The 20,724-nt window shown below is 35.1% G+C and carries 16 protein-coding genes and 1 tRNA gene; 7 read left to right on the top strand and 10 right to left on the bottom strand.

The window, feature by feature from the left end; translation table 11 throughout:
- The first annotated feature begins 87 nt into the window (after positions 1-87).
- Positions 88-576, top strand: a complete 489-nt coding sequence (locus tag MMF97_RS03910; RefSeq protein WP_243359374.1) for an XF1762 family protein — start codon at positions 88-90, stop codon at positions 574-576.
- Position 577: 1 nt separating this feature from the next.
- The gene (locus MMF97_RS03905) at positions 578-1,570 is read left to right on the top strand and encodes a hypothetical protein (protein WP_243359371.1); all 993 of its coding nucleotides are present in this window, start codon (positions 578-580) and stop codon (positions 1,568-1,570) included.
- 52 nt (positions 1,571-1,622) lie between these two features.
- Here the strand turns inward: MMF97_RS03905 and MMF97_RS03900 are convergent, their stop codons facing one another.
- The 4 genes from MMF97_RS03900 to MMF97_RS03885 form a co-directional block, all read right to left on the bottom strand.
- A complete protein-coding gene (locus MMF97_RS03900; protein ID WP_243359368.1) occupies positions 1,623-2,543 on the bottom strand; it encodes a response regulator in 921 nt (306 codons plus the stop codon).
- The gene (locus MMF97_RS03895; protein WP_243359367.1) at positions 2,540-5,314 is read right to left on the bottom strand and encodes an ATP-binding protein; all 2,775 of its coding nucleotides are present in this window, start codon (positions 5,312-5,314) and stop codon (positions 2,540-2,542) included. Before MMF97_RS03895 ends, MMF97_RS03900 begins: the two co-directional genes overlap by 4 nt.
- Positions 5,292-6,929, bottom strand: a complete 1,638-nt coding sequence (locus MMF97_RS03890) for a DNA cytosine methyltransferase (protein ID WP_243359366.1) — start codon at positions 6,927-6,929, stop codon at positions 5,292-5,294. Before MMF97_RS03890 ends, MMF97_RS03895 begins: the two co-directional genes overlap by 23 nt.
- A gap of 354 nt (positions 6,930-7,283) precedes the next feature.
- A complete protein-coding gene (locus tag MMF97_RS03885; protein ID WP_243359365.1) occupies positions 7,284-7,787 on the bottom strand; it encodes a very short patch repair endonuclease in 504 nt (167 codons plus the stop codon).
- Positions 7,788-7,935: 148 nt separating this feature from the next.
- On the opposite strand from MMF97_RS03885, the gene MMF97_RS03880 reads away from it, so the two are divergent.
- Positions 7,936-8,421: an SH3 domain-containing protein gene (locus MMF97_RS03880; RefSeq protein ID WP_243359364.1), complete on the top strand. Its 486-nt coding sequence runs from the start codon at positions 7,936-7,938 to the stop codon at positions 8,419-8,421.
- A gap of 118 nt (positions 8,422-8,539) precedes the next feature.
- On the opposite strand, the gene MMF97_RS03875 is transcribed toward MMF97_RS03880, so the two are convergent.
- From MMF97_RS03875 to MMF97_RS03865, 4 genes are all read right to left on the bottom strand, one after another.
- The gene (locus tag MMF97_RS03875; protein ID WP_243359362.1) at positions 8,540-9,847 is read right to left on the bottom strand and encodes a serine hydrolase domain-containing protein; all 1,308 of its coding nucleotides are present in this window, start codon (positions 9,845-9,847) and stop codon (positions 8,540-8,542) included.
- Between the two features lie 305 nt (positions 9,848-10,152).
- Positions 10,153-10,224 (bottom strand) — tRNA-Arg (locus MMF97_RS03870).
- Between the two features lie 556 nt (positions 10,225-10,780).
- Positions 10,781-10,990 carry a bacteriocin-like protein gene (locus MMF97_RS14685; protein WP_449586275.1) on the bottom strand — a complete coding sequence of 70 codons (210 nt, stop codon included), beginning with the start codon at positions 10,988-10,990 and terminating at the stop codon, positions 10,781-10,783.
- A gap of 345 nt (positions 10,991-11,335) precedes the next feature.
- Positions 11,336-12,631 (bottom strand): mechanosensitive ion channel family protein, encoded by a 1,296-nt coding sequence (locus tag MMF97_RS03865; RefSeq protein WP_243359360.1) that lies wholly within the window; start codon positions 12,629-12,631, stop codon positions 11,336-11,338.
- A gap of 234 nt (positions 12,632-12,865) precedes the next feature.
- On the opposite strand from MMF97_RS03865, the gene MMF97_RS03860 reads away from it, so the two are divergent.
- The 4 genes from MMF97_RS03860 to MMF97_RS03845 all read left to right on the top strand — a co-directional run bounded on the left by MMF97_RS03860 (position 12,866) and on the right by MMF97_RS03845 (position 19,280).
- Positions 12,866-16,117, top strand: coding sequence for a SusC/RagA family TonB-linked outer membrane protein (locus MMF97_RS03860; RefSeq protein WP_243359358.1), 3,252 nt, complete (start codon positions 12,866-12,868; stop codon positions 16,115-16,117).
- A 33-nt stretch (positions 16,118-16,150) separates the two neighbouring features.
- The gene (locus MMF97_RS03855) at positions 16,151-17,596 is read left to right on the top strand and encodes a SusD/RagB family nutrient-binding outer membrane lipoprotein (protein ID WP_243359355.1); all 1,446 of its coding nucleotides are present in this window, start codon (positions 16,151-16,153) and stop codon (positions 17,594-17,596) included.
- A 27-nt stretch (positions 17,597-17,623) separates the two neighbouring features.
- Entirely contained in the window at positions 17,624-18,547 is a 924-nt protein-coding gene (locus MMF97_RS03850) for a DUF1735 domain-containing protein (RefSeq protein WP_243359354.1), read from the top strand.
- Between the two features lie 73 nt (positions 18,548-18,620).
- Positions 18,621-19,280, top strand: a complete 660-nt coding sequence (locus MMF97_RS03845) for a hypothetical protein (RefSeq protein ID WP_243359353.1) — start codon at positions 18,621-18,623, stop codon at positions 19,278-19,280.
- Positions 19,281-19,407: 127 nt separating this feature from the next.
- Here MMF97_RS03845 and MMF97_RS03840 read toward each other — a convergent pair whose 3' ends face one another.
- Complete coding sequence (locus tag MMF97_RS03840) at positions 19,408-19,815, bottom strand: DoxX family protein (protein ID WP_243359351.1); 408 nt, start codon at positions 19,813-19,815, stop codon at positions 19,408-19,410.
- Between the two features lie 4 nt (positions 19,816-19,819).
- Positions 19,820-20,716, bottom strand: coding sequence for a S66 peptidase family protein (locus MMF97_RS03835; protein WP_243359347.1), 897 nt, complete (start codon positions 20,714-20,716; stop codon positions 19,820-19,822).
- Positions 20,717-20,724: the final 8 nt, after the last annotated feature.

Here is a 20,724-nt window from a genome sequence, read left to right as displayed (position 1 = left end):
AAGATTGCTTTTTCTCAAATTCCTAATTAAAATAGACATACGTATAATTTATTGTATCATACGACCAGTTAAATTGAAAAAGAAAATATGTCAACACGCCTCTCGACTAAACCTACTACTATAAAAGAAGCAAATACTTTTGTTTTAAAACACCATAGACATCATAGGCCGACATCTAGAAACTGTGGCAAATGGGCAATTTCTGCTATCGACAATATTACTGGAAAAACAATAGGGGTTGCAATTTGTGCAAATCCAGTATCGGCAACTTACATGGACGGTTATACTCTTGAGGTTACACGTTTGTGTATTTGCGAAGAGGCTCCTAAAGGAGCTGCTAGCTTTCTTCTTTCAAACTGCGCAAAAATATGGAAAACAATGGGTGGGAAGAGAATCCTAACTTACACTTTAGATTACGAAAGCGGCTCGTCTTTAAGGGGTGCTGGGTGGGAAAAAAAAGCAACCGTACAGCCACACAATAATTGGAGCCATAAAACCAATATCGACGGAAAGTATAGAGATAACCTCTCTATCTATCAGTATAAAAAATTTAGATGGGAATTAGAATTAGCTTAAGATGAAAGAAGTTTATATAGCTGTAAGCTCAAATAGTAGAGAGCTTTACAAAGCTGATGTTTATCGAATATTAGCAAAACCAGAAAATGCAATAGAGCATTTTAGATATCAAGATCAATGGATTGGAGACCTAGATTCCAAAACCAGAGGAAAATTAATTGGCAAAGAGGTTATCTTAGTTTTCAAACATCTTCAAAATGGAAAAACTCTAGAATACATCCCTATTAGAAAGGGGGAAATTATTGATTTTGAATACAATACAGAGACTGAAATCTATCATTATTATTTTAAACTTGGTAAATTTTGTGATTTAACCAATCTTGCAAAGATTCAATTTAATGATAATATTTTTTTCTTTAAAACCAAGGCAATATCTAAAGATGAGATTTGGAGAAAAATTATTGAGAAAATAAGCTTGGCATTTACTAATCATTTTTTCTATAAGATAGAAGGAGTTACAGATAATAAAGGGAGAAATATTGCACTTAATACTGATAAATCTAATCATTCATATTATTATACTCTTCGTCACGGAAATTCTTACACACTAAATCTAATTGTAGCAAATAAAAACGAATCAAAAAATACCCTAACAATAGAATCTTCCTCTAACGATGTAAGTATTATAATAACAGATAATTACTTTATTAGTGTTCCCTTTGATAAGTTGAGAATACCAATAACCACAAAATCTCTTGATTCATTCGAAGAAAGATCATTCTTTTCATTCTATATAAAAAACGAAAAAAATGAGGAAATAAAAGAATATGAAAACCATATTCACGTATTGAAAAAAATGAAAAAGTATAAACCGGCTTTATTTGGCGTGTTGTCTTCTCTATTAATCGCCTCGACCTGGTTATTAAAGGATAAGACGGCTTCGATAGAAAACCTATTTTGTTGGAAATGTGGGTTTGATTTTTTTGCTTCTCTTTATATATTGTCCATATTAACCTGTTCAGGTATATTATATGCCTTGTTTAATAAGAAGTAGAAAGCTAAAGTAATTTGAACCATTAATCTATAATAAAACAAAAGCTTATACTTTAAAGAGTTGAAAGAATTGAATTTAGTTGTTGATAATGTTTTTTTAAATTTTTTCTCATTATCACACATTCTTCATCATTAAACTCTCTTGTTCCTTTTATACACTTCAATATGCTACGCCCACCTTCATTTTCTTCTTTTACATGAGCCAAATCATTTCGCATCTCTATAACCTCCTCTGTGTATTCTCTTAAAAACAAATCTTTGCTAACCAGATTTTCATTTTTTAGTTTCTCAATGATTTTACCAACAGCACGCATTTTTTTATAAGAATCAAACAATTTATGATTAAGCAAATCTTCACTTGCTATATTATTTGTTATGTTCTCTGCCCTCTTTAAATTATCTTTAGCGGAACTTAATATAAGATCTTTTACTATATATTTTTTTAAAGAAGTGATTTCTTCTGTTTCTCTATTTTTAAAGAATAAGCCAATAATATCTACAAGTAAAACATCTAGCTGGCTAGTCTCGGAAAGAACTAAACCCCTCATAGAACTGATGTGTTGAATTTTTTTGATAGTTGTCAAAAAAACTCTTTCAAATTTATCTTCGAAATCAGCTCTGTTCCGACTAGAGCAATATACACCGTCAAGCCATTGATCTTTCACAATTTGTCGAATCCCTTCGGTGTCTTGAGAATAAAAAATTACGTCTGTAAATATCTTATGATCTCGAATATTTTTAATGATATTACTTCCTCTATCTCCTTTGTCCAATTGCAAATCGACCAAAATTAAATCAAAATCTTTAAAAGGTTTCTCCTCTGCCAATAGGCCTAATACTTCCTCTTCTTTAGATCTCACTGTTGGCACAGGCTCAAAACCATGTTCTTCAATTAAATCTGAAACGAACTCTAAGGCAGGGTCTAACCACTCATGCTCATTTTCTATCCAAAGGATATTGTATTTTAGTTTCATTTTGGGAACGTTAATATAAATTGAATTCCGGTATTCTCCGGCTGATATGCTTTATCTAATGTCACAGAACCTTTTAGTTCGTTCATTATCTTTCTAACGTGAAATAATCCTAACCCTGAACCTCTCGTAGTGGTAATTCCCTTTTCAAAAATTAATTCAGAATTTTCAAGCTCCTTGTCTAATCCATCTCCATCATCCGTGTAACAAACCTCCAAATCTTTTTCACTATTAAGCCTAAATGTAAAAATTACTGATTTAGCGTTCTTCCGCTTTGAATTACTAATTAGGTTATCAACTATTATAGTTATTTCAATAGGTTTAAAGCTGATTCTAAAAGGATTGTTGATTTCATCCACTACTTTCAAATCGAGATCCTTTCCTAAATGAAATTTATAAATATTTAAAAGGTAGTTTTTCAAAAAAGAAATCAAATCGTCTTCAATAATTCTGGCAGCAGCCATAAAATTCTGTCTTGTGGAGAACTTGGTTACCGCTAATATTTTTTTATTAGCAAAAGTAATCTTATCTAAAAATAGCTGAATATCATCATTACTTATAACCTTGCCATTATCAAGTTTTCTTTTAAAATTAACAATATGCTGCTCAATCGCATTCGAATCAATTCCTATTTGATGATTTAAATTAAGTACGTCTTCCACGTCTAGAGAACTAATCGATTCCAGAAAACGCACTTGACTCTCCCGCTGTCTTCGTCTTTGCTCTTCGGCTGTCCTTTTCGCCCTTTCCTCTCTAGCTTCTTCCTCCGCCTTTAAACGCTTATATTCTTCCTCTTTTCTTTTATCTCCTTCTTCTTTAAGTTTCTTTTCTGCAAGCAGCCTTTTTTCCCGTTCTTCCTGAGCAAGTCTTTCAGCTTCTAAGCGTTTGCGTATTTCTTCTTCTTTTTCTCGCTTTATACGAACATACTCAAGCTCACTTTCATCTATTTCATTAATAAAAGTTTCATCATTTAATTCTGTCGCAATTTTTTTCAGATTTGAAAATACCTCGGGTGGAGTATCAGTAGTTTTATTCTCAAGAATATTTAAAAACTCTTTTGAATACTCTAATAATTTGATTGTTTTATTTCCAGCAAGATTAGCAACAAAATCTATAATATCAGCCTTTGCATTAAGATCTATTTCCTCATTTTCATTTCCTGTTCTTTTTTTTATTTGCCACAAAATTGGCTGTACATATTTTTCTAATTTTTTAAGCGTGTCTAAAAAAAAATCGAATAACTGTTGAGTTCCTGGAGTTTCAATAAGCCCCCCATCTCTGCTTGAAGTCTCTTGAAAGTGTTCGGATTGCCCCCATACCTCAATGCTCCCAATTAACTCTCTAGTACCTAAAAATCTTGCGTGACCTTGAGCTTTTCTTTTATCAATGCCAAATGGGTCATCACCTGGCTCACCCATAGGAAAAACCCTAAAGCCATTATTAAAAAGAAATACTGAACCAAAATTGACAGCTTCAATTCCCATTAACCTTGTGAAATTATTTTTAGCAGATCTATTTAGATAAAAGAGCTGTATTCTAGAACTCTCAGGCACATAATAATAGGGATTCTCTTCTTCTATTTTATAGATTAAATTCCCTCTGTCATAAAGTGTAGTAATAATTTTGTTATCCTCTACGCCTGTTTGGATTTGTGTAGTTTTTATATTAAGTGTCTCAAATATAAAATTTGAGACCAGCCCATTAACTAAGTCCCTTAAAGAAAAATCATTTTGCTTTTTAATTTGGTTATCTAATGGTTTTTGTTCCTCAGATATTATTTCAATTTGAAATGTCTTATCGTTATCTTGATTATCTAAGTTAGAAAAAGGATTTATCAACTTTTCCAAAGACCATTTTAAATTCAACAACTTTTCTCGCGGCCATATAGATCTAAGATTTGTTATTTCTAAAATAAGGCCATGATCAAAATTCTCATAAGATGTATTTTCAGAAGACGAATGGTCCACTTCAATATTGACAAATTCATCCTCTGCATCTTGCTCAAAATCATCCCAATTAAAAGTCAGATTCCAATAGGGGGAAGTTTCGGTAATCTTTCTTGTAATAAGATTCAATCTAGCTCCAAGTCTATCAGCTGAGAACCGACCTATTCCTTTCGCTCCAGCAAAACTTCTTTTAGGTATCAGCTTATCTCTGTATGAATTGTCGGTTTTGTCCTCAAACTCTTTGTCTTCTATGCCTTCCTTCTTTGCTGAATATGCAACAAACAGCCACTTATTATGGATATCGTCAATATCCATACCTTTCCCATCATCTTGTATAATTATTTTGTCCTCTTCAAAAATTACTTTAACCTTTTTAGCATGGGCATCATAAGAATTTTTAACGAGCTCAAAAATGGCTATGTAGTCATCCGTAATAAGTTCTTTACCAATTATATTTTTTAATTGCGAACTTATTTTAAACTTGAAATCATATTGCGTGTCTTCTTTTTTGTCGCTGAACTTTACTGGAATGCTACTCTCCGTAGCTTTTCTTTTATCATCCCAGATATCTTTTATCAGACGATTATAATTGGCCCTCCCAGTCGTGCCAGTATCCACAATTCTAAAGCCTAAGAGCTGATTTTCGACGGAGCGTACAGTCCTACCTAAATCTTTCGCTAGACGATGTATTTTAGGGTTATTCTCATGTATCCCTTTACCGTTAATTTCGATATAAAGATCGTATACCTTCTCTAGTTCAATTCGAGAAAACGGGACTCCGGTTCTCTCATTTTTTTCTCCTCCTTTAATCCTCTGATATTTTGCCATAATACATCACATTTAGAATTCTAGAAATCATATTCCCTAAAGATAGTGCTAATAAAGGAGGAACAGCATTCCCTACCTGCGTATATTGTGGAACTTCAAACTTTCTTCCATCTCCACCAGTTGTAACCTTAGACCTAAAAACAAACCAATCTGGAAACGATTGAAACCTAGCCATTTCCCGCACTGTTAAAGTACGAAGATTTTCCATGTGATAATGACATAAATCATCTGGTATTGTCAGTTGTGCAGGTGCTGGCTCATATTCCAAAAGGGCTCTCTGAGAGTGCTTTTTTGTAGGTATAGTTCGTAATAGATTATTTACCTCACTCAATGTTTTAGGCTTTTTATAAAACTCTCCATTTGTCCCTTTAAAATATAAGTTATAATTTAAAAAAGCAAGTGTTAACCTTTCCTTGGTTTCGTCATCAATCTCCTTTCCCGTAAATAAATCAGTGGCTCCTTTTTTAAGGCCATTTTGAAATTCATTAATTACTTGATAGAACCGAAATCTTGCCTTAGTCCCGAAATTATGATTTCTAGGTTCATGATTCTGAACTTTGACTACATCGTGATGCTTATTTTTTAGAGTAAGATTGATTTTGCCACTATAACCTTTCTTAATTGTTGAAACATTGTAGTCTATTTCAGTACGTCTAATATCTCCTATTGCTTCTAAAACGGATACAAAATCTCCTTCCCTATTTGTTATTTCTGGAAAAAGCAATCCATCAAATAACTCGGGATCATTATCTATATCATAATAATTAAAATCATGAATACCTATATCTGATAAATTATTGTGCTTTTTTTTAACAAGCTTGTAGAAGTTATTCGAACTAATTAGAATTTGGTTCTTTCTGCTTGAACTAAAAAGACGACTGAAGACATCATACCTATACGCGATCATAATAAAACGAGGTCTATTTTGCGCTACTCCATAAAATTTGGAATTTAGCATCATGCAGACAGGCACGAAACCTTCTAAAGCAAATGCTTTACAAACTTCTAACCATGCATAGTATTTTTCTCCACCTTCATCAAAAGGAGAAGTTATTCCTTTGACATTTTCTAGTAAAACTACTTTTGGCTGTATGAGCCCTGCAATCTTTGCAAATGATAGCGGTAATAAATTTTTATGATTGTTCTTTTCTCGTTTACCCGCTAAACTAAAACTTTGACAAGGGGGACCTCCAGATAACAGATCTATATCTACATTACGAATTTCCTCAACAATTTTTTGGTTATCATTAAAGAATGTTAATAGGTTGTCAATATCACCAATTAGTAGCTTACCTCTAATATCCTCTATAGTTTTAAGATCAGTATATTCTCCATTCGTAGCTTCAAAAGGGTTTTCCCTTAATCTAAACTTTAGTTTATCTTCTGGATATTGGCTCTTAATCCATTTTACTTTAGAAGATGACAGTTTTTTTTCAGACAAATTTGCTAAATCCTCACCTAACATATTGTAAGCAAACGTTTCCCCGGCCATAGGGGATAACTCATTTGCGAAAAAAAGCTCAAAACCTGCGGCCTCTAAGCCCAGACTCATTCCACCACAACCAGCAAATAATTCTATATGTTTAAGCTGCTGCTCTTTTAATGGGTTTAACATCTTTTAGAAATCTACAATATTTTAATAGAATTGTTAAATTAAGGTATAATCCACGTGGCGTATTCAAAATCATAGCTAAACACACCAGCAGACAATTCACTGCAAAAAATGAATAATTGAACAAAATTACATTTTTTCTAAACGATTAACTCATAATGTCTAGAGGAAAAACTGATAATGAATTATCTCTTATCAATATAGAGATAATACAAATAAAAATCGTATTTCTTCATCATGTCAATACTTTCATTTTCAAAAAATAACAAAACAATGTTCTTGAAGAAGATTACATAAGCGAAACCAATTTTATTGAATAAATTGTGCTAAAACTTCTACGTAAATAAAACCTCTTGCTTACAAATTAGGAATTTTAATTGTTCTTGCCGTTTCTATATATAACAATATCTGATTTATAACTCTTTCTAAATGTTTGATCACTTCCTCCGACCAAAACCTAAAGATCGTATAACCCATTTCTTGTAGCTGCCTATTATGAATACGGTCTTTTTGCATATTTCGCTCTATTTTAGGTATCCAAAATTCTTTATTTGCTTTAAGCTTTGGTTTTACCTGCTCCCAATTGTAACCATGCCAAAACTCGCCATCTATAAAGATAGCCAGTTTATACTTTTTAATAACAATGTCTGGGGCCCCTGGCAGAGAGCTGTCATGTATACGGTACCGTAGGTTCTTTCTCCAAAGAGCCTTACGGAGCAATAGTTCCGGTTTAGAGTTTTTGCCCTTTATCTTTGACATTACCCCGCTCCGCTGCTTGGTAGTATAAAAGCCTGCTTTTTCCTCAAATCGAGGGACTTTGATAGGTTCTTCTTCTGGGTTGCTATATAGTTGGGCTGCCATATGTATGGAACAGTAAATTTAGGGATTGGTTTTTGAAAAATTATGAGTAATAAACCATTAATCTCTTTGAAAAATCAAACCTTACGGAATACCGTAGTACGGCAAATTGCCAAGCAATTATCTTCGTTCTTCATCAAAAACACAAACCATGAAATACTTTTTATCTGTTATTGGTATTGCTCTGCTGCCCTTGTACAATTACGCCCAAAACGTAGCGAGTAGCAAACTCAAAGAGGAGGCTTTAGGCAGGTGTACCGGATCGGCCTATTGCTCGGCCTGCCGCAACTGTTCTCGTTGTGCGCACTGCAGTAGCGGCGGTACCTGTGGCGTATGCGCTCCTTCTTCAACATCAACATCTGATTATTATTCTACCAAAACCGCTAACCCTAAAAGCAAAAAGCCTTCAAAAATAGCCTCTAACAAAAGTTTAGCCAGCCCTGCAGGCAACAAAAATATTGAGGTAGTTATTGAAGAACTTAGCCTGCGTTCAGGCCCGGGTAATTCTTATCCGCTAATAGAAAAGTTAAAGCGCAAGCAAAAACTAATGCTGATTAGCAAAAAAGATCAATGGGTAAAAGTAAAGGTAGTCAGCTCAGGTAATATTGGCTTTTGTAATATAGCGCATGTACGTTAGCTTTGTTCGCCTTACTCTTTTTTCTATGAGGTGGAGCATAACCAATATTAAAAAAGGATGGTTAAAAACCATCCTTTTCTTTTTTTATCGTATCTAGGAAAACCCTTTGAACCTTATACTATTTTCTTCTGTTGAACTCCAATTCTCTCTTTCCGTCAATAACCTTTAGAGAAACAGCGCTTCCGTCAGGTGTCATCCCGAAACGGATGTACACCCCGTTCATGGGCACATAGAAATTGTGGGCACCAATGGGCCTAAGGCTTACGGTGGGCTGGCCCTCAATTTTACTTAACAGTTTTCCGCTTTCAAGAACGATGGCCATCTTCAATTTGTTCTGCAACAGGTAATCGCCGGTATAAACATTAAGCTGGGATTGCGAAAGTGAAACCGCTTTTATTTCAGACGGCATGTGGAAAGGCTCGTTAAAAGCAATGGCCTCTAAGGCAGCACAGATTTCGGGTCCTGGTGTATTGAAATAGTTTGAAAGGAAGATTATAGCCGTTTCTGATTCTGGAAACAGTTGGATATTTGACTTGAACCCATCAATAGAACCCGAATGCGAGTAACTCAAACGACCGATACGCTTGCTCACCTCCCAGCCCAGCCCATAATTCTTAAGATAAGGCTGGAACATCTGTTCCTTGCTACTATCGCTTAGGATCTGGTTGCCATACATCGCACGTTCCCAACGCATCAGATCTTCAATGGTACTGTACATTGCCCCTGCTCCGGCTAACAATCCAATGTTATTGGCGGGCGAAATATCATGGTCGCTCCGGATGGTAGCTTCATGACCCAAAGCCTTATGTGTTGATTTTCGTTGGTCACTATCAAATCCGGTAGCTTTCATTCCCAGGGGTCTGGTAATTTCATCCCTCAACAGGTTAGAAATACTTTTTTGGGTCACCTTTTCGGCAATATATCCCAACAGTAGGTAGTTGGAGTTACTGTATTGAAAATTGCTTCCCGGCGAAAATAGCAATGGGGCATCGAAAAACGTACCCATTATTTCTTTAATGCCCGACATCTTCATTTTCTCCTGCTGAAATTTCTCAATGGAAGTGAAGCTCCTGATCCCCGATGTGTGGTTCAGAAGATTTTTAACAGTTATTGAATCGCCAAAACGATAATCTGGCAAGTATTTCGAAATCTTATCCTCCAGCGAAAGTTTGCCTCGCTCCTGAAGGCGCATAATCAGGGCTGCCGTGAATGTTTTCGTAATAGAACCTATACGGAATTGCGTAGCTAGGCCATTAAGTCTTTTGGCCGCTGCATCACTATAGCCGTAAGATTTGGAAAAAAGGACTTTGCCCTTTCTCAGAATGGCCACATTTCCTGAAAAGAGCCCCTGGCGTGAGTAGCTCGTTAATAAAGAATCTGCCTGGGTAGGAATATCTTGTGATTTGGCCAGTGTCGGTAGAATCAAAAGGACCCATAATAGTTTTTTGTACATAATTGCTTTGTTTATTGTTTAGTTGACTACCAAACCCATCTCCGGGTTACACATTGTCGACGGAAGCCTATAAATTGTAGACGAAATGCAACTTAGGGTATGATACCCCTAAAAAGTAACAGCAGGCACTTACAATCCTTCCTAATTATGGGAGAAGCAGGATTACAAAGGTTGAATGTTCTTACTGAAGAGTTTATCAATGAAAAATTCGACTAGCTATAACTCAACGTCTAGTCCCAAATAAAAAATGAACGACCTAAATAAATCGTTCACTTAAGTAGCCCCGAGCAGAATCGAACTGCTATCTAATGTTTAGGAAACACCTATTCTATCCGTTGAACTACAGGGCCAACTGGGCGCAAATATAAAAAATTATACATTTCTAATTATACATTTCTATACGTTTTACATCACCTACAGCTTCCAATTCAAACACCTGTAAATCAAAACAAGGCGCAGCAGCAATGATATGATTAAAAATGTTTGCCATGATATACTCATATGCTGTTCATACAATGGTATTGGTAAACACATAACTCTATAGAAAAACTATGTTCAGTAGGTGCCAGTTGACGCACCATCATGCTCATGCGGTTATGATACCCGAATGGCTAGAGATGTAGTCAAAATATCAAACTTACAATAGTTCCTTACAATAAGGGGCTTAGTTGGATTTATCAACCTATTAATAATTAGGTATTTTCATTATTAATAGTAAATATTGTTAAACAAAATACTTGCATAAAAATAACTTATGCAAGTATCTGTAAAAGCAAAGCAATCTTTAAGTTTCTATCCTTTTCCTGTATTACATGGTTTTATTAAGAATAGTTAGTGTATGTTGCTGGTTTTTATTAGCACTTTTTTTTTCGCTGCAAAGTCTTTAAATTTCGCAAGAGTATAAAATTAGATCAGTATATCCCGACATGGTTTACCTTTGTCTGGGTCATAACAAATATCTCCTACTCCAAACTCATGACACATAGCCTGACAGCATCCAAGAGGATACCCATATGCTAGCGAACCAGATGGAGCACAGAAAGGTCCCTCATATCCCCAACCTCCTTTTACATTTTTCATCTCTTCTCGAGATAAATTTTTCCCAAAATTTAACATATTAAAAGATTTAAAAGGCTATAGTTTTATTAGCGGTATATAGCTCATTACCTAATTCAAGATACGTAATATTTCTTAACAACAAGAAAATCAAATTATTAGTCTAATGACGGCTATCCCTTTTCAATACTATACTTACCTAACCTACTAAATCAAGCTAAAAAAATATCCCTCATAACATTAAAAATGATATTACTAAAACCTTCGTAAATAATATAAAATTAGAGCTTTTTATTTTTTTTGCTTTGAAAATACACCGTCATAAGCCTTGATGACCTACTGTTAACCTTCTACTTCATTTTCAAATCGTATCGCCCGTTAAGTTTCTAATTAACAATCGTCATCTTAATCAGCATCATTCCCTTTAATATAAAACTGCTTCACATCTCCTGAACCTTCTGCCTCGTAAATCTGCAGGCCAAAGTAGGGTGCCGCAGCAATGATATGATCAAAAATGTCTGCCATGATATATTCGTACTCTGTCCATACAATGGTATTGGTAAATACATATAACTCTATAGGAAGACCATGTTCAGTAGGTGCCAGTTGACGCACCATCATACTCATTCTTTTATGGGTACCCGTATGATTGGTAATATAATTATCGATGTATTTCCTAAATAAACCTGCATTAGTTAGGTTACGTCCATTAATGGGCAAGCTTTTATCGGCATTAACACGGGTATTATGCTTTTCTATATCCTTTTGTCTATGCTCAATATATGAGGTAAGCAATTGTATGCGGCTAAAATTTTCTAATTCATCAGGCTTAATAAATCGTATGCTCGATTGTTTAATGTGAATGGCTCTTTTGATGCGACGTCCCCCCGCCTGGCGCATACCTCTCCAGTTCTGAAACGAATCTGAAATGAGCGCATAAGTTGGAATTGTAGTAATGGTCTTATCAAAATTCTGCACCTTTACTGTAGTAAGGTTGATCTCTAAAATATCTCCGTCTGCACCATATTTAGGCATCGTAATCCAGTCGCCTATACGCACAATATCATTGGTATTTACCTGGATACTGGCTACGAAACCCATAATAACATCTCTGAACATGAGCAAGAGAATAGCTGATATTGCACCCATTGTAGTGAAAAATACCGCAGGCGATTTACCGGTAAGGTTAGAAAAAAGATAAATCATGCCTGCCAGATACAAACCTATTCTGATAACCTGCAGATACCCTTCTATTGGTTTGGTTTTGTAAGAGGGCAAAGATTTTAAAGCACTGGCCCCTGCTCTAATCAGAGCTATCATAATCCATACAAATACCAGCACAGTATAAATTTCGATAAGTGCATTGCAGAATTTAATTACTGTAGGTTGTTCTTTAAAAATAAGGGGAAGGGCAACATCTATAATAAACAACGGAGCTGTAAGAGATAGAAAATAGGGCGCTTTGCTATCTAAAAGACCTTTAAAAAACTCATTGTTGGTTTTTCTGATGGTTTGAATAACGATAAGACGCAATATACGGCGTAATACATATTGACTTAGCGTAATGAGTAAAAGCGTAATTAAAATAAGGATAAACATATTGATCAGCTCAGCAATATTTTCTTGGATGCGCCATTTTATAAACAGTTTATAAAAGAACTGGCTTAAATCTTCTAATCGCTGATATTTTAGGAGTATCATAATCTTTAAATAATTTTGTTGGGCTTAATCTTATGATCTTTGTAATATTACATAATATATCTTAAAGGAGTGTACAATTTACCGGCAAATTAACGCCTCTTTTTTCCATTCCAGATCATAAAATAAAAAAGCATTCCTTCATAAAAACAAAAACCTAAATAAACAATCATTCACCTGATTTTCAATTCAATAAAAGAATTTTAAGCACTGTTTTTTCATAAATTTTATTAATTTATGAAAAAACTTCTACAAAGTTTGTTCATTCTTTTGTTCGTTGCTACCACGGCAATGGCACAAGAAAGAACAATTACTGGTACAGTTACTTCTGCAGAAGACGGGCTGCCTATTCCGGGAGCTTCTGTAAGGTTGAAGGACATTCCGGGATCAGGAGCAGTTACTGATGCTCAGGGAAAATTCTCTTTAAGAGGTCCTTCAAAAGCAAAAACACTTGTTATTTCATCTATTGCATTTCTTAAGAAAGAAGTAGAGATTACAGGAAACGTAGTAAACGTTGCCTTATCTCCTGATGCTAAAGTTTTAAACGAGGTAGTAATTGAAGGTGCTTACGGTACAAAAACAACTTCAAGAGCAGCTTCGGCAAATATCCAGAACGTAACAGGAGAAAAGTTAAACACCGTTAGAAGCACGAACCTTAATAACGCATTAGCGGGTAAGGTTGCAGGTGTTCAGGTAAGAAGCCAGTCTGCTGCTGCTTTAGGTAGAAATACTACTATACGTTTAAGAGGTGCAAGTGGTTTTGGTACAGGAAATGATGTTCTATACGTAGTTGACGGTACGATTTTACCCAATGCGGATGATGTTAACTTAGATGATATAGATGATATTTCTGTTCTTCAGGGACCAGCTGCCGCCGCTTTATTAGGTTCACAAGCTGCTGCCGGAGCAATATTAATCACTACCAAAAAAGGTAAACCTGCAGTTGGAAGTGGTATTGCTGTTAATATAGGAACAACATTTGAAAATGCTTATGTTCTCCCAAATTATCAGAATGTATACGCAGGTGGTAACCAGAAAGATTTGATTCAATATAATTGGAAAGCAGGCGATCCTCTTGAGTGGAAAGCACTAGATGGTAAATACTATCACAATTATAGCGATGATTCAAGCTGGGGTCCAAAAATGGTTGGACAAGAATATATTCCATGGTACGCATGGTATCCGGGAACTCAGTATTCTTATAAAACAACCAATTTAGTTGCTCAACCTGATAACGCAAGAGATTATTTTGATACTGGTGTAACTTATAACAACTCTATCAGCTATAGCAATGCCAATGAAAAATACAATGTAAAAGTTTCATACGGAAATCAATACACACATGGATTGATTCCTAATACCAATCTGAAAAAGAATACCCTTAATTTTGTAGCTAATTACAATATTAATGATCATTTCTCTGTTGGTGCCAACATCAATTATGTTAATACACTATTAAACGGAGAAATTGATGATGCTTATTCAAGTCAAAGTACAGGATCATTTAACCAATGGTTCCACAGAGATTTGGATATGAAAATTATGAAAGAACTAAGAGGGCTTACCGTTCCGGGTATAGGTTCACAAAAAATCTATGCAAGCTGGAACCATAATGATCCAAACACCTATAATGCTGCAGATCCAAGATCTTTCTATGCCGCAAACTATTGGTATAACTTCTATACTTACTATGATTTGTTAGATAAAGTTAATCAGAGAGATAGATTTTATGGCAACATTTCATTTACTTACAAAGTAAATAATGATCTGAAATTTACAGGGACTTACAGAAAACAACAAAACACTACTTTTTACGAAAGTAAATATAGTACAAGGTTAAATGATAGTGGAACGCAAACTTCTGGAAATAACGCTTTAGTAAAAGGTTATTATGGAACAGGAAACACTTATTCTAATAGAGAAAACTATGAGATATTAGGTTATTATACTAAAAAAATAAATGATTTTAGTATTGATGCAACCGCAGGTATGGATATCTTCAGATCTCAATACAAAACCAATACTGCTGCAACAAATAATGGTTTATCTATTCCGGATTTATTTACCATCGGAAACTCAGTTGATCAACCAGTTATAGGAAATGACCGTAGCCAGGATAAATACAGAGCGCTTTTAGCACGTGCCACTTTTGGCTATAAAAATATGGTATTTTTAGAAGGATCAATACGTAATGACTGGTATTCTACACTTCCTGAGAAAAACAGTTCTGTATTATCTAAATCTATTGGTGCATCATTTGTATTCAGTGATTTATTAAAAGATAATACGGCTTTTAACTGGCTATATGAAGGTAAAATCCGCGCTTCTTATGGAGAGATTCCTCAATCAATAAGTGCTTATACATATCCAGGCTCTGCATATGGTGTAGATCCGTTAAAATGGAATGGTAACTTATTAATGAATACTCCAGATCAATTGGTGGATCCAGATATTAAAGGAGCAACTTCTTCAAACTCTGAATATGGTATCGATTTAAAATTCCTTAAAGGAAGGTTAGGTGTTTCAGCAACTTATTGGGATGCCAGAGAGATTAATTATCCAAGAGCAATTACAATCAATGCCGCTTCAGGATTTAGTTCTATTGTAACTAATATCGGTCGTATTGACAGAAAAGGTCTGGATTTCTCTTTAAATGCTAAGCCTTTCAGAAGTACTAATTTTTCATGGGATATCAACGCTTCATATGCTAATTTGTTAGACAATAAAGTTGTTGAAATCAGTAAAAAATACCAACAAACCCGTATTTCGGTACAAGCTGTATGGGGAACTACTATGCCTTACATGATTCATCAGGAAGGAATGCAGTGGGGACAAATTTATGGTAACGGTATAAAAAGAAATGCTGACGGAGTTCCATTGTTAACATCTACAGGAGCTTATATCAACGATCCTAACGTATATTTTGGAAGTGTTCTTCCTAAGCATACAGGTGGTTTGCAAAACTCATTTGTAGTAATGAAAGATTTTGAAATCAATGCCAATATTGACTGGCAAATTGGTGGTAAGTTCGTTTCACTATCAAACATGTGGGGTACATATAGTGGTTTAACAGCCCGTACTGCTGCATTAAATGATAAAGGCGTTTCTGTAAGAGATGCTGTAGCAGATGGCGGTGGTGTTAGAGTAGATGGTGTAGATGCAACTACTGGTCAGCCAAAAACTTATTATGTAGATGCCCAAACCTATTATCAGAACTTATATAACAATAAAACATTTGATGACTATGTTTACGATTTAACTTTCGTTAAACTAAGGGAGGTTTCAGTAGGTTACAGACTTCCATTAAAAAAATGGGGTGCTGATAAATTCGTAAGAAGCGCTACTTTCTCTGTTGTTGCCAGAAATCCTGTTTTAATTTATGCTAAAACAAAAGATTTCGATCCTTCAGAAATTTCAGCTACTACAGGTGAAACAGCTCAATTACCAGGTACAAGAGGGATTGGTTTTAACTTAAGAGTGGGATTCTAATTGTTCGGTCATTAATAGATAAAACAGAATAAAATGAAAAAGAAATTTATATATTATACATTGGCAGGCCTTTTAGCTCTGGGATCAGCAGGATGTAAGAAGATGAGCGACTTCGGGGATACGAACGTGGATCCATCAGTAACTACTGTACCTAATATAAGTGCCCTAATGACCAATGCACAATCAAACTTAGGCGGTCAGGTTTTTGGTGGAAATATGATTATAGAAGGTTATTACTGCCAGTATTTTTCTCAAAGTCAGTATCCTGATGCAATGAATTATTCGCTTCAACAGCTGTCTTTTACAGGTGCTTACGCAGGTTCTCTTTATGATTTACAAAATATCATTAACCTGAATCAGAGCAATAACCAGAATCAGGTCGCTAAAATTCTTCAGCAATATTATTTTTGGAGAATAACTGACCAATGGGGAGATGTTCCTTACAGTGAAGCTTTAAAAGGTATAGAATTTAATGCACCGAAATACGATACACAAGAAGCTATTTATAAAGGAATGATTGCAGCTTTAACAACAGCAGTGGCATCTTTTGATGGCTCTCCTATTACAGGTGATATTGTTTTTAATGGAGATGTGGCTTCTTGGAAAAGAACTGCAAACTCATTAAGAGTTCTAATGTCAATCCAGCTATCAAAAAGATATCCTGGTGCAGGTGATTATGCTGCTACTCAGTTAAAAGCAGCTCTTGCCGATCCTGCAGGTGTTATAACTACAAATGCTCAGAATTTTAAATTGTCTTTCCCTGGTGGTAACTATAAAAACACCATCTGGAGAGGTTATGATGGACGTAAAGATTATGGAGAAAGTAAAACTCTGACAGATTTAACTGCAAGTTTAGCAGATCCTCGTCAGAGCGCTTTTGGAGGAGCATCAGAGCAAGTAGGCAATACTGCTACTTCTAGTGTAGGTATTCCTTACGGTTTTGATAAAGCAACAACAGAGGCTTTTACAAACAATAACCCTACTTGGGCACGTGTATTAAGAGGAGACTTAAGAGCTGAAAATAGTCCTGTATATATTGTTACTGCTGCTCAGGTTAATTTAGCAAGAGCAGAAGCAGCTAATCTTGGCTGGACTACAGAAAACTTGGCGACCTTATATGCAGATGGTATAAGTTTATCATTTGAACAATGGGGAGCAGGAGCACCTTCTGCAGGCTATTTATCAAATACTAATGTTGCTATTGGAGCAGTAGGTGCGGCAAATAATGTTAAAAATATTTCTACTCAACGTTATTTAGCAAGCTACCCTGATGGATTAACTGGCTGGAACATCTGGAGAAAAACCGGATTCCCTGTATTAACTCCTGCTACTGCAGCAACAAATGCTTCTAAACAAATTCCTAGAAGAATAGCTTATGCTACCAGTGAGCAAACCAGTAATAAAGCTAATAATGATGCCGCTATTGCCAGACTACAGGGAGGTAATACCCAGGATGCCAGAATATGGTGGGATCAATAATTTAATCTAAATTATAATTCAAATAAAATGAAAAAAAGATATATATATCTGTTGTTATCCATCGTGTTGTTCGGAACAACAATAGGCTGTAGAAAAGACAGCTTTGAAGGAGAATCAGCCGCTGATAAAGGCGTTACTATGGTTAAGCTTTTAGAAGCTCCCTCAAAGAGTCTGTACTTTACTCCATTTACAGGTGTAAAAGAGAAAATTCAGTTATTTAGTGTGCGTAAAGATGCCGCAAGTGCAGCAGATTTAAACACAGCTTCTAAAGTAACTTTGGTTTCTGACCCGGCAGCTATCACTGCATATAATACTGCAAACGGTACAGATTATGAATTGCTTCCTGAAGCGATTTATACCTTAGCAGCAGATGCAGGAGTAACTAAAACAGCTACCGGCTTTACTATTGATTTTGCGGCTGGAGACTTTTCAAAGAACATTAAAATCAATTTGAACGGAAGCTTATGGGATCTAAGCAAGAAATATGCTGTAGCCTATAAGATTGATCAGACAAATGGTCTTTACAAAAAGAAAGGCTCTGAGTCTATTATTGTTCTAATCAGTATTAAAAATGCATATGATGGCGTTTATACTGTAGATGGAACCTGTGTAGATGCGAATGGCTTGTACAAAGGAGATTACCCTAGAACATTCTCTTTAACTACTGCTTCTACTACAGCAGTTAGCGTTTATGATATAGATTACGATTTTGACAGATACATTGTAATTAATAATGCAGGAACTTCTGCTGCAAATACAGGTATTGGTTTAAAATTTGACTTTGATCCGGTAACGAATAACTTGGTTTCTGTATCAGACCCGTTCTCGCCTGCCAGGGTATTTACCAATGTAAGTGGTAAGTTCAATCCTGGAGATAGATCAGTTACAGTAAAATGGACTTCTGGAAGATGGACCGTTAGTGAAAAATGGACCTTTGAAGAAGAAAGATAATCTTTATTAAAAAATGCAAAAAGAGGGATTTTTCAATCCCTCTTTTTGTTCACGATTACATTAGATTTAGAAGATGAAAAAAGTATTTGTTTTGATTTTATTCTTTGCTTTAGGTAAAAGCAGTTTTGCCCAGCTTCAGCAAAAAGTTAGAATAAGTGGCGATCCTATGTTGATTAAATCTGTAAAAGGAATTGATCTGGATATTGAAGGCAATCCCTTTTTATATGATAAATGGATGAATGCTACTATTGTTTTTAAAGATTCGACATTTAAGAACATGCAGGCAGAAATTAAATATAATGTAATGTCCAGTGAGGTTTTAGTTAAAACAGAGAACGGATCAGAAGGTGTTTTTAGAGAGCCTATTAAAGAGTTCATCCTAAAAAATGATGGCAAATTAAAGGTATTCCGGGATGGATTTACAGGCGCTGGTTTGAAAAACGAACAATTTGCTGAAGTTTTATATGACGGGAAAATAAAATTTCTAAAACTTTTGCAAAAAGATATTATAGAAACCAAGGGCTACAATACCGCAGTTGTATCTAAAAAAATTGATCAGAACGTGAAATATTTCTTTGTTCAAAATGGGAAGGTGACTGATGTTAAGCTAAATGATCGCTCTGTTCTAGACTATCTGAATTCTAATGATGCGAGCAATTATGTTAAGGAAAATAAATTAAATCTTAAAAAAGAGAATGATATTATCTCCTTACTGAGAAATATTTTTAAATAAATAGAACAATAACAAACTACTTTTAACCCATTTCAAAAATTGAAGTGGGTTTCTTATTTAGGTTAATTTAATACGAAAAAGGAGCATACTTTGCATGCCCCTTTTTGAATTTTATAATCTGTATTTTTTACTTTTTATCTACACTATATTTTCCCGGGCCAATAAATATTAAGCTCAAAAATACAATTCCAAGCTCAATTGCATGAGAAGCGCCCGAGAGTCCTTCTCCTTTTGAGAAATGTACCAATGCAGCAATCATCATGGTAAATACTAATAGTATATTTACCGGCCTGAAAAATAAGCCCAAAAGCAATAAAAACCCTCCAAACCCTTCAGAAACTGCAGCCATAAATCCCCAGAATGCAGGTATAAAATCAATACCAATTACTTTCATACTACCACCAATAGCAGCCCATTTATCAGGGCCTCCCATAATTTTCGGCAGTCCGTGAGTCATCATCATTATACCTAAGCCTAATCTCAATAAGAGAAGGCCTGTATTACGATATTTACCTAAATTGTCTAAAATAGCCATACGGTTAATATTTAAAGATTACTTTATTTTTTTCTATACTTAAATTTACAGTTTTACCTAATACCATGGCTCTATTATCACTTATATGGCCGCTAGGAAAATTAAAACAAACCGGATAATCATATTCTTTTACCAATTCCCATATTACCTCTTCAGGACTTTGTCCAAAGGCAATACTTTCTTCGCCAAGCTCATTAAATGCGCCAACAACTAAGGCCTTTAAATCCTTTAATTTCCCATTTCTTTTTAGCGTTCGCATCATTCGATCTATTGCATATTCATGCTCACCAACATCTTCAATAAATAAAATTTTGTTGCTATAATCCATCTCAGAAACTGAGCCTTCAACGGCCAAAAGCAGGGTTAAATTCCCGCCTATAAGTTCTCCACTAACATTTCCTTCTCTATTGGTAAATTCACTCGAATAATTATATACATCAACCTCTCCAAACAGCGCTTTACGCAAACTTTCCAGAGCTTCCGGTGTACTTTCATCAAATGTGTAAGGCATTTGCCCATGTATGCTTTGCATTTTTAAATCTGCATTCAAATGTGAAAGCAACACTGTAATATCACTAAAGCCTATAATCCATTTAGGATTTATTTTAAACAAAGTAAAATCAAGTTCATCAATTATACGGATGGTACCATATCCGCCACGTGCTGCAATAATTGCTTTTACTGATATATCATCTAAAAATTGCTGCAAGTCTTGGGCTCTTAACTGATCAGTTCCTGCAAACTGATGGTGCGATGCCGTTACTGATTGACCTATAACTACTTCAAGTCCCCAACTTTGAAGTACACTTATTCCATAATCAATGGGCTTGGGAAGTTTCTTTGCAGGGCAAACAATTGCAATTTTATCGCCCTTTTTTAAATATGCTGGCTGCTTAATCATTTTGAAAA

The sequence above is a fragment of the Pedobacter montanisoli genome (assembly GCF_022809115.1).
Classification (GTDB): domain Bacteria; phylum Bacteroidota; class Bacteroidia; order Sphingobacteriales; family Sphingobacteriaceae; genus Pedobacter; species Pedobacter montanisoli.
Note: the sequence above shows the minus strand (reverse complement) of the source record. Positions and strands in the feature narration are given on the sequence as shown.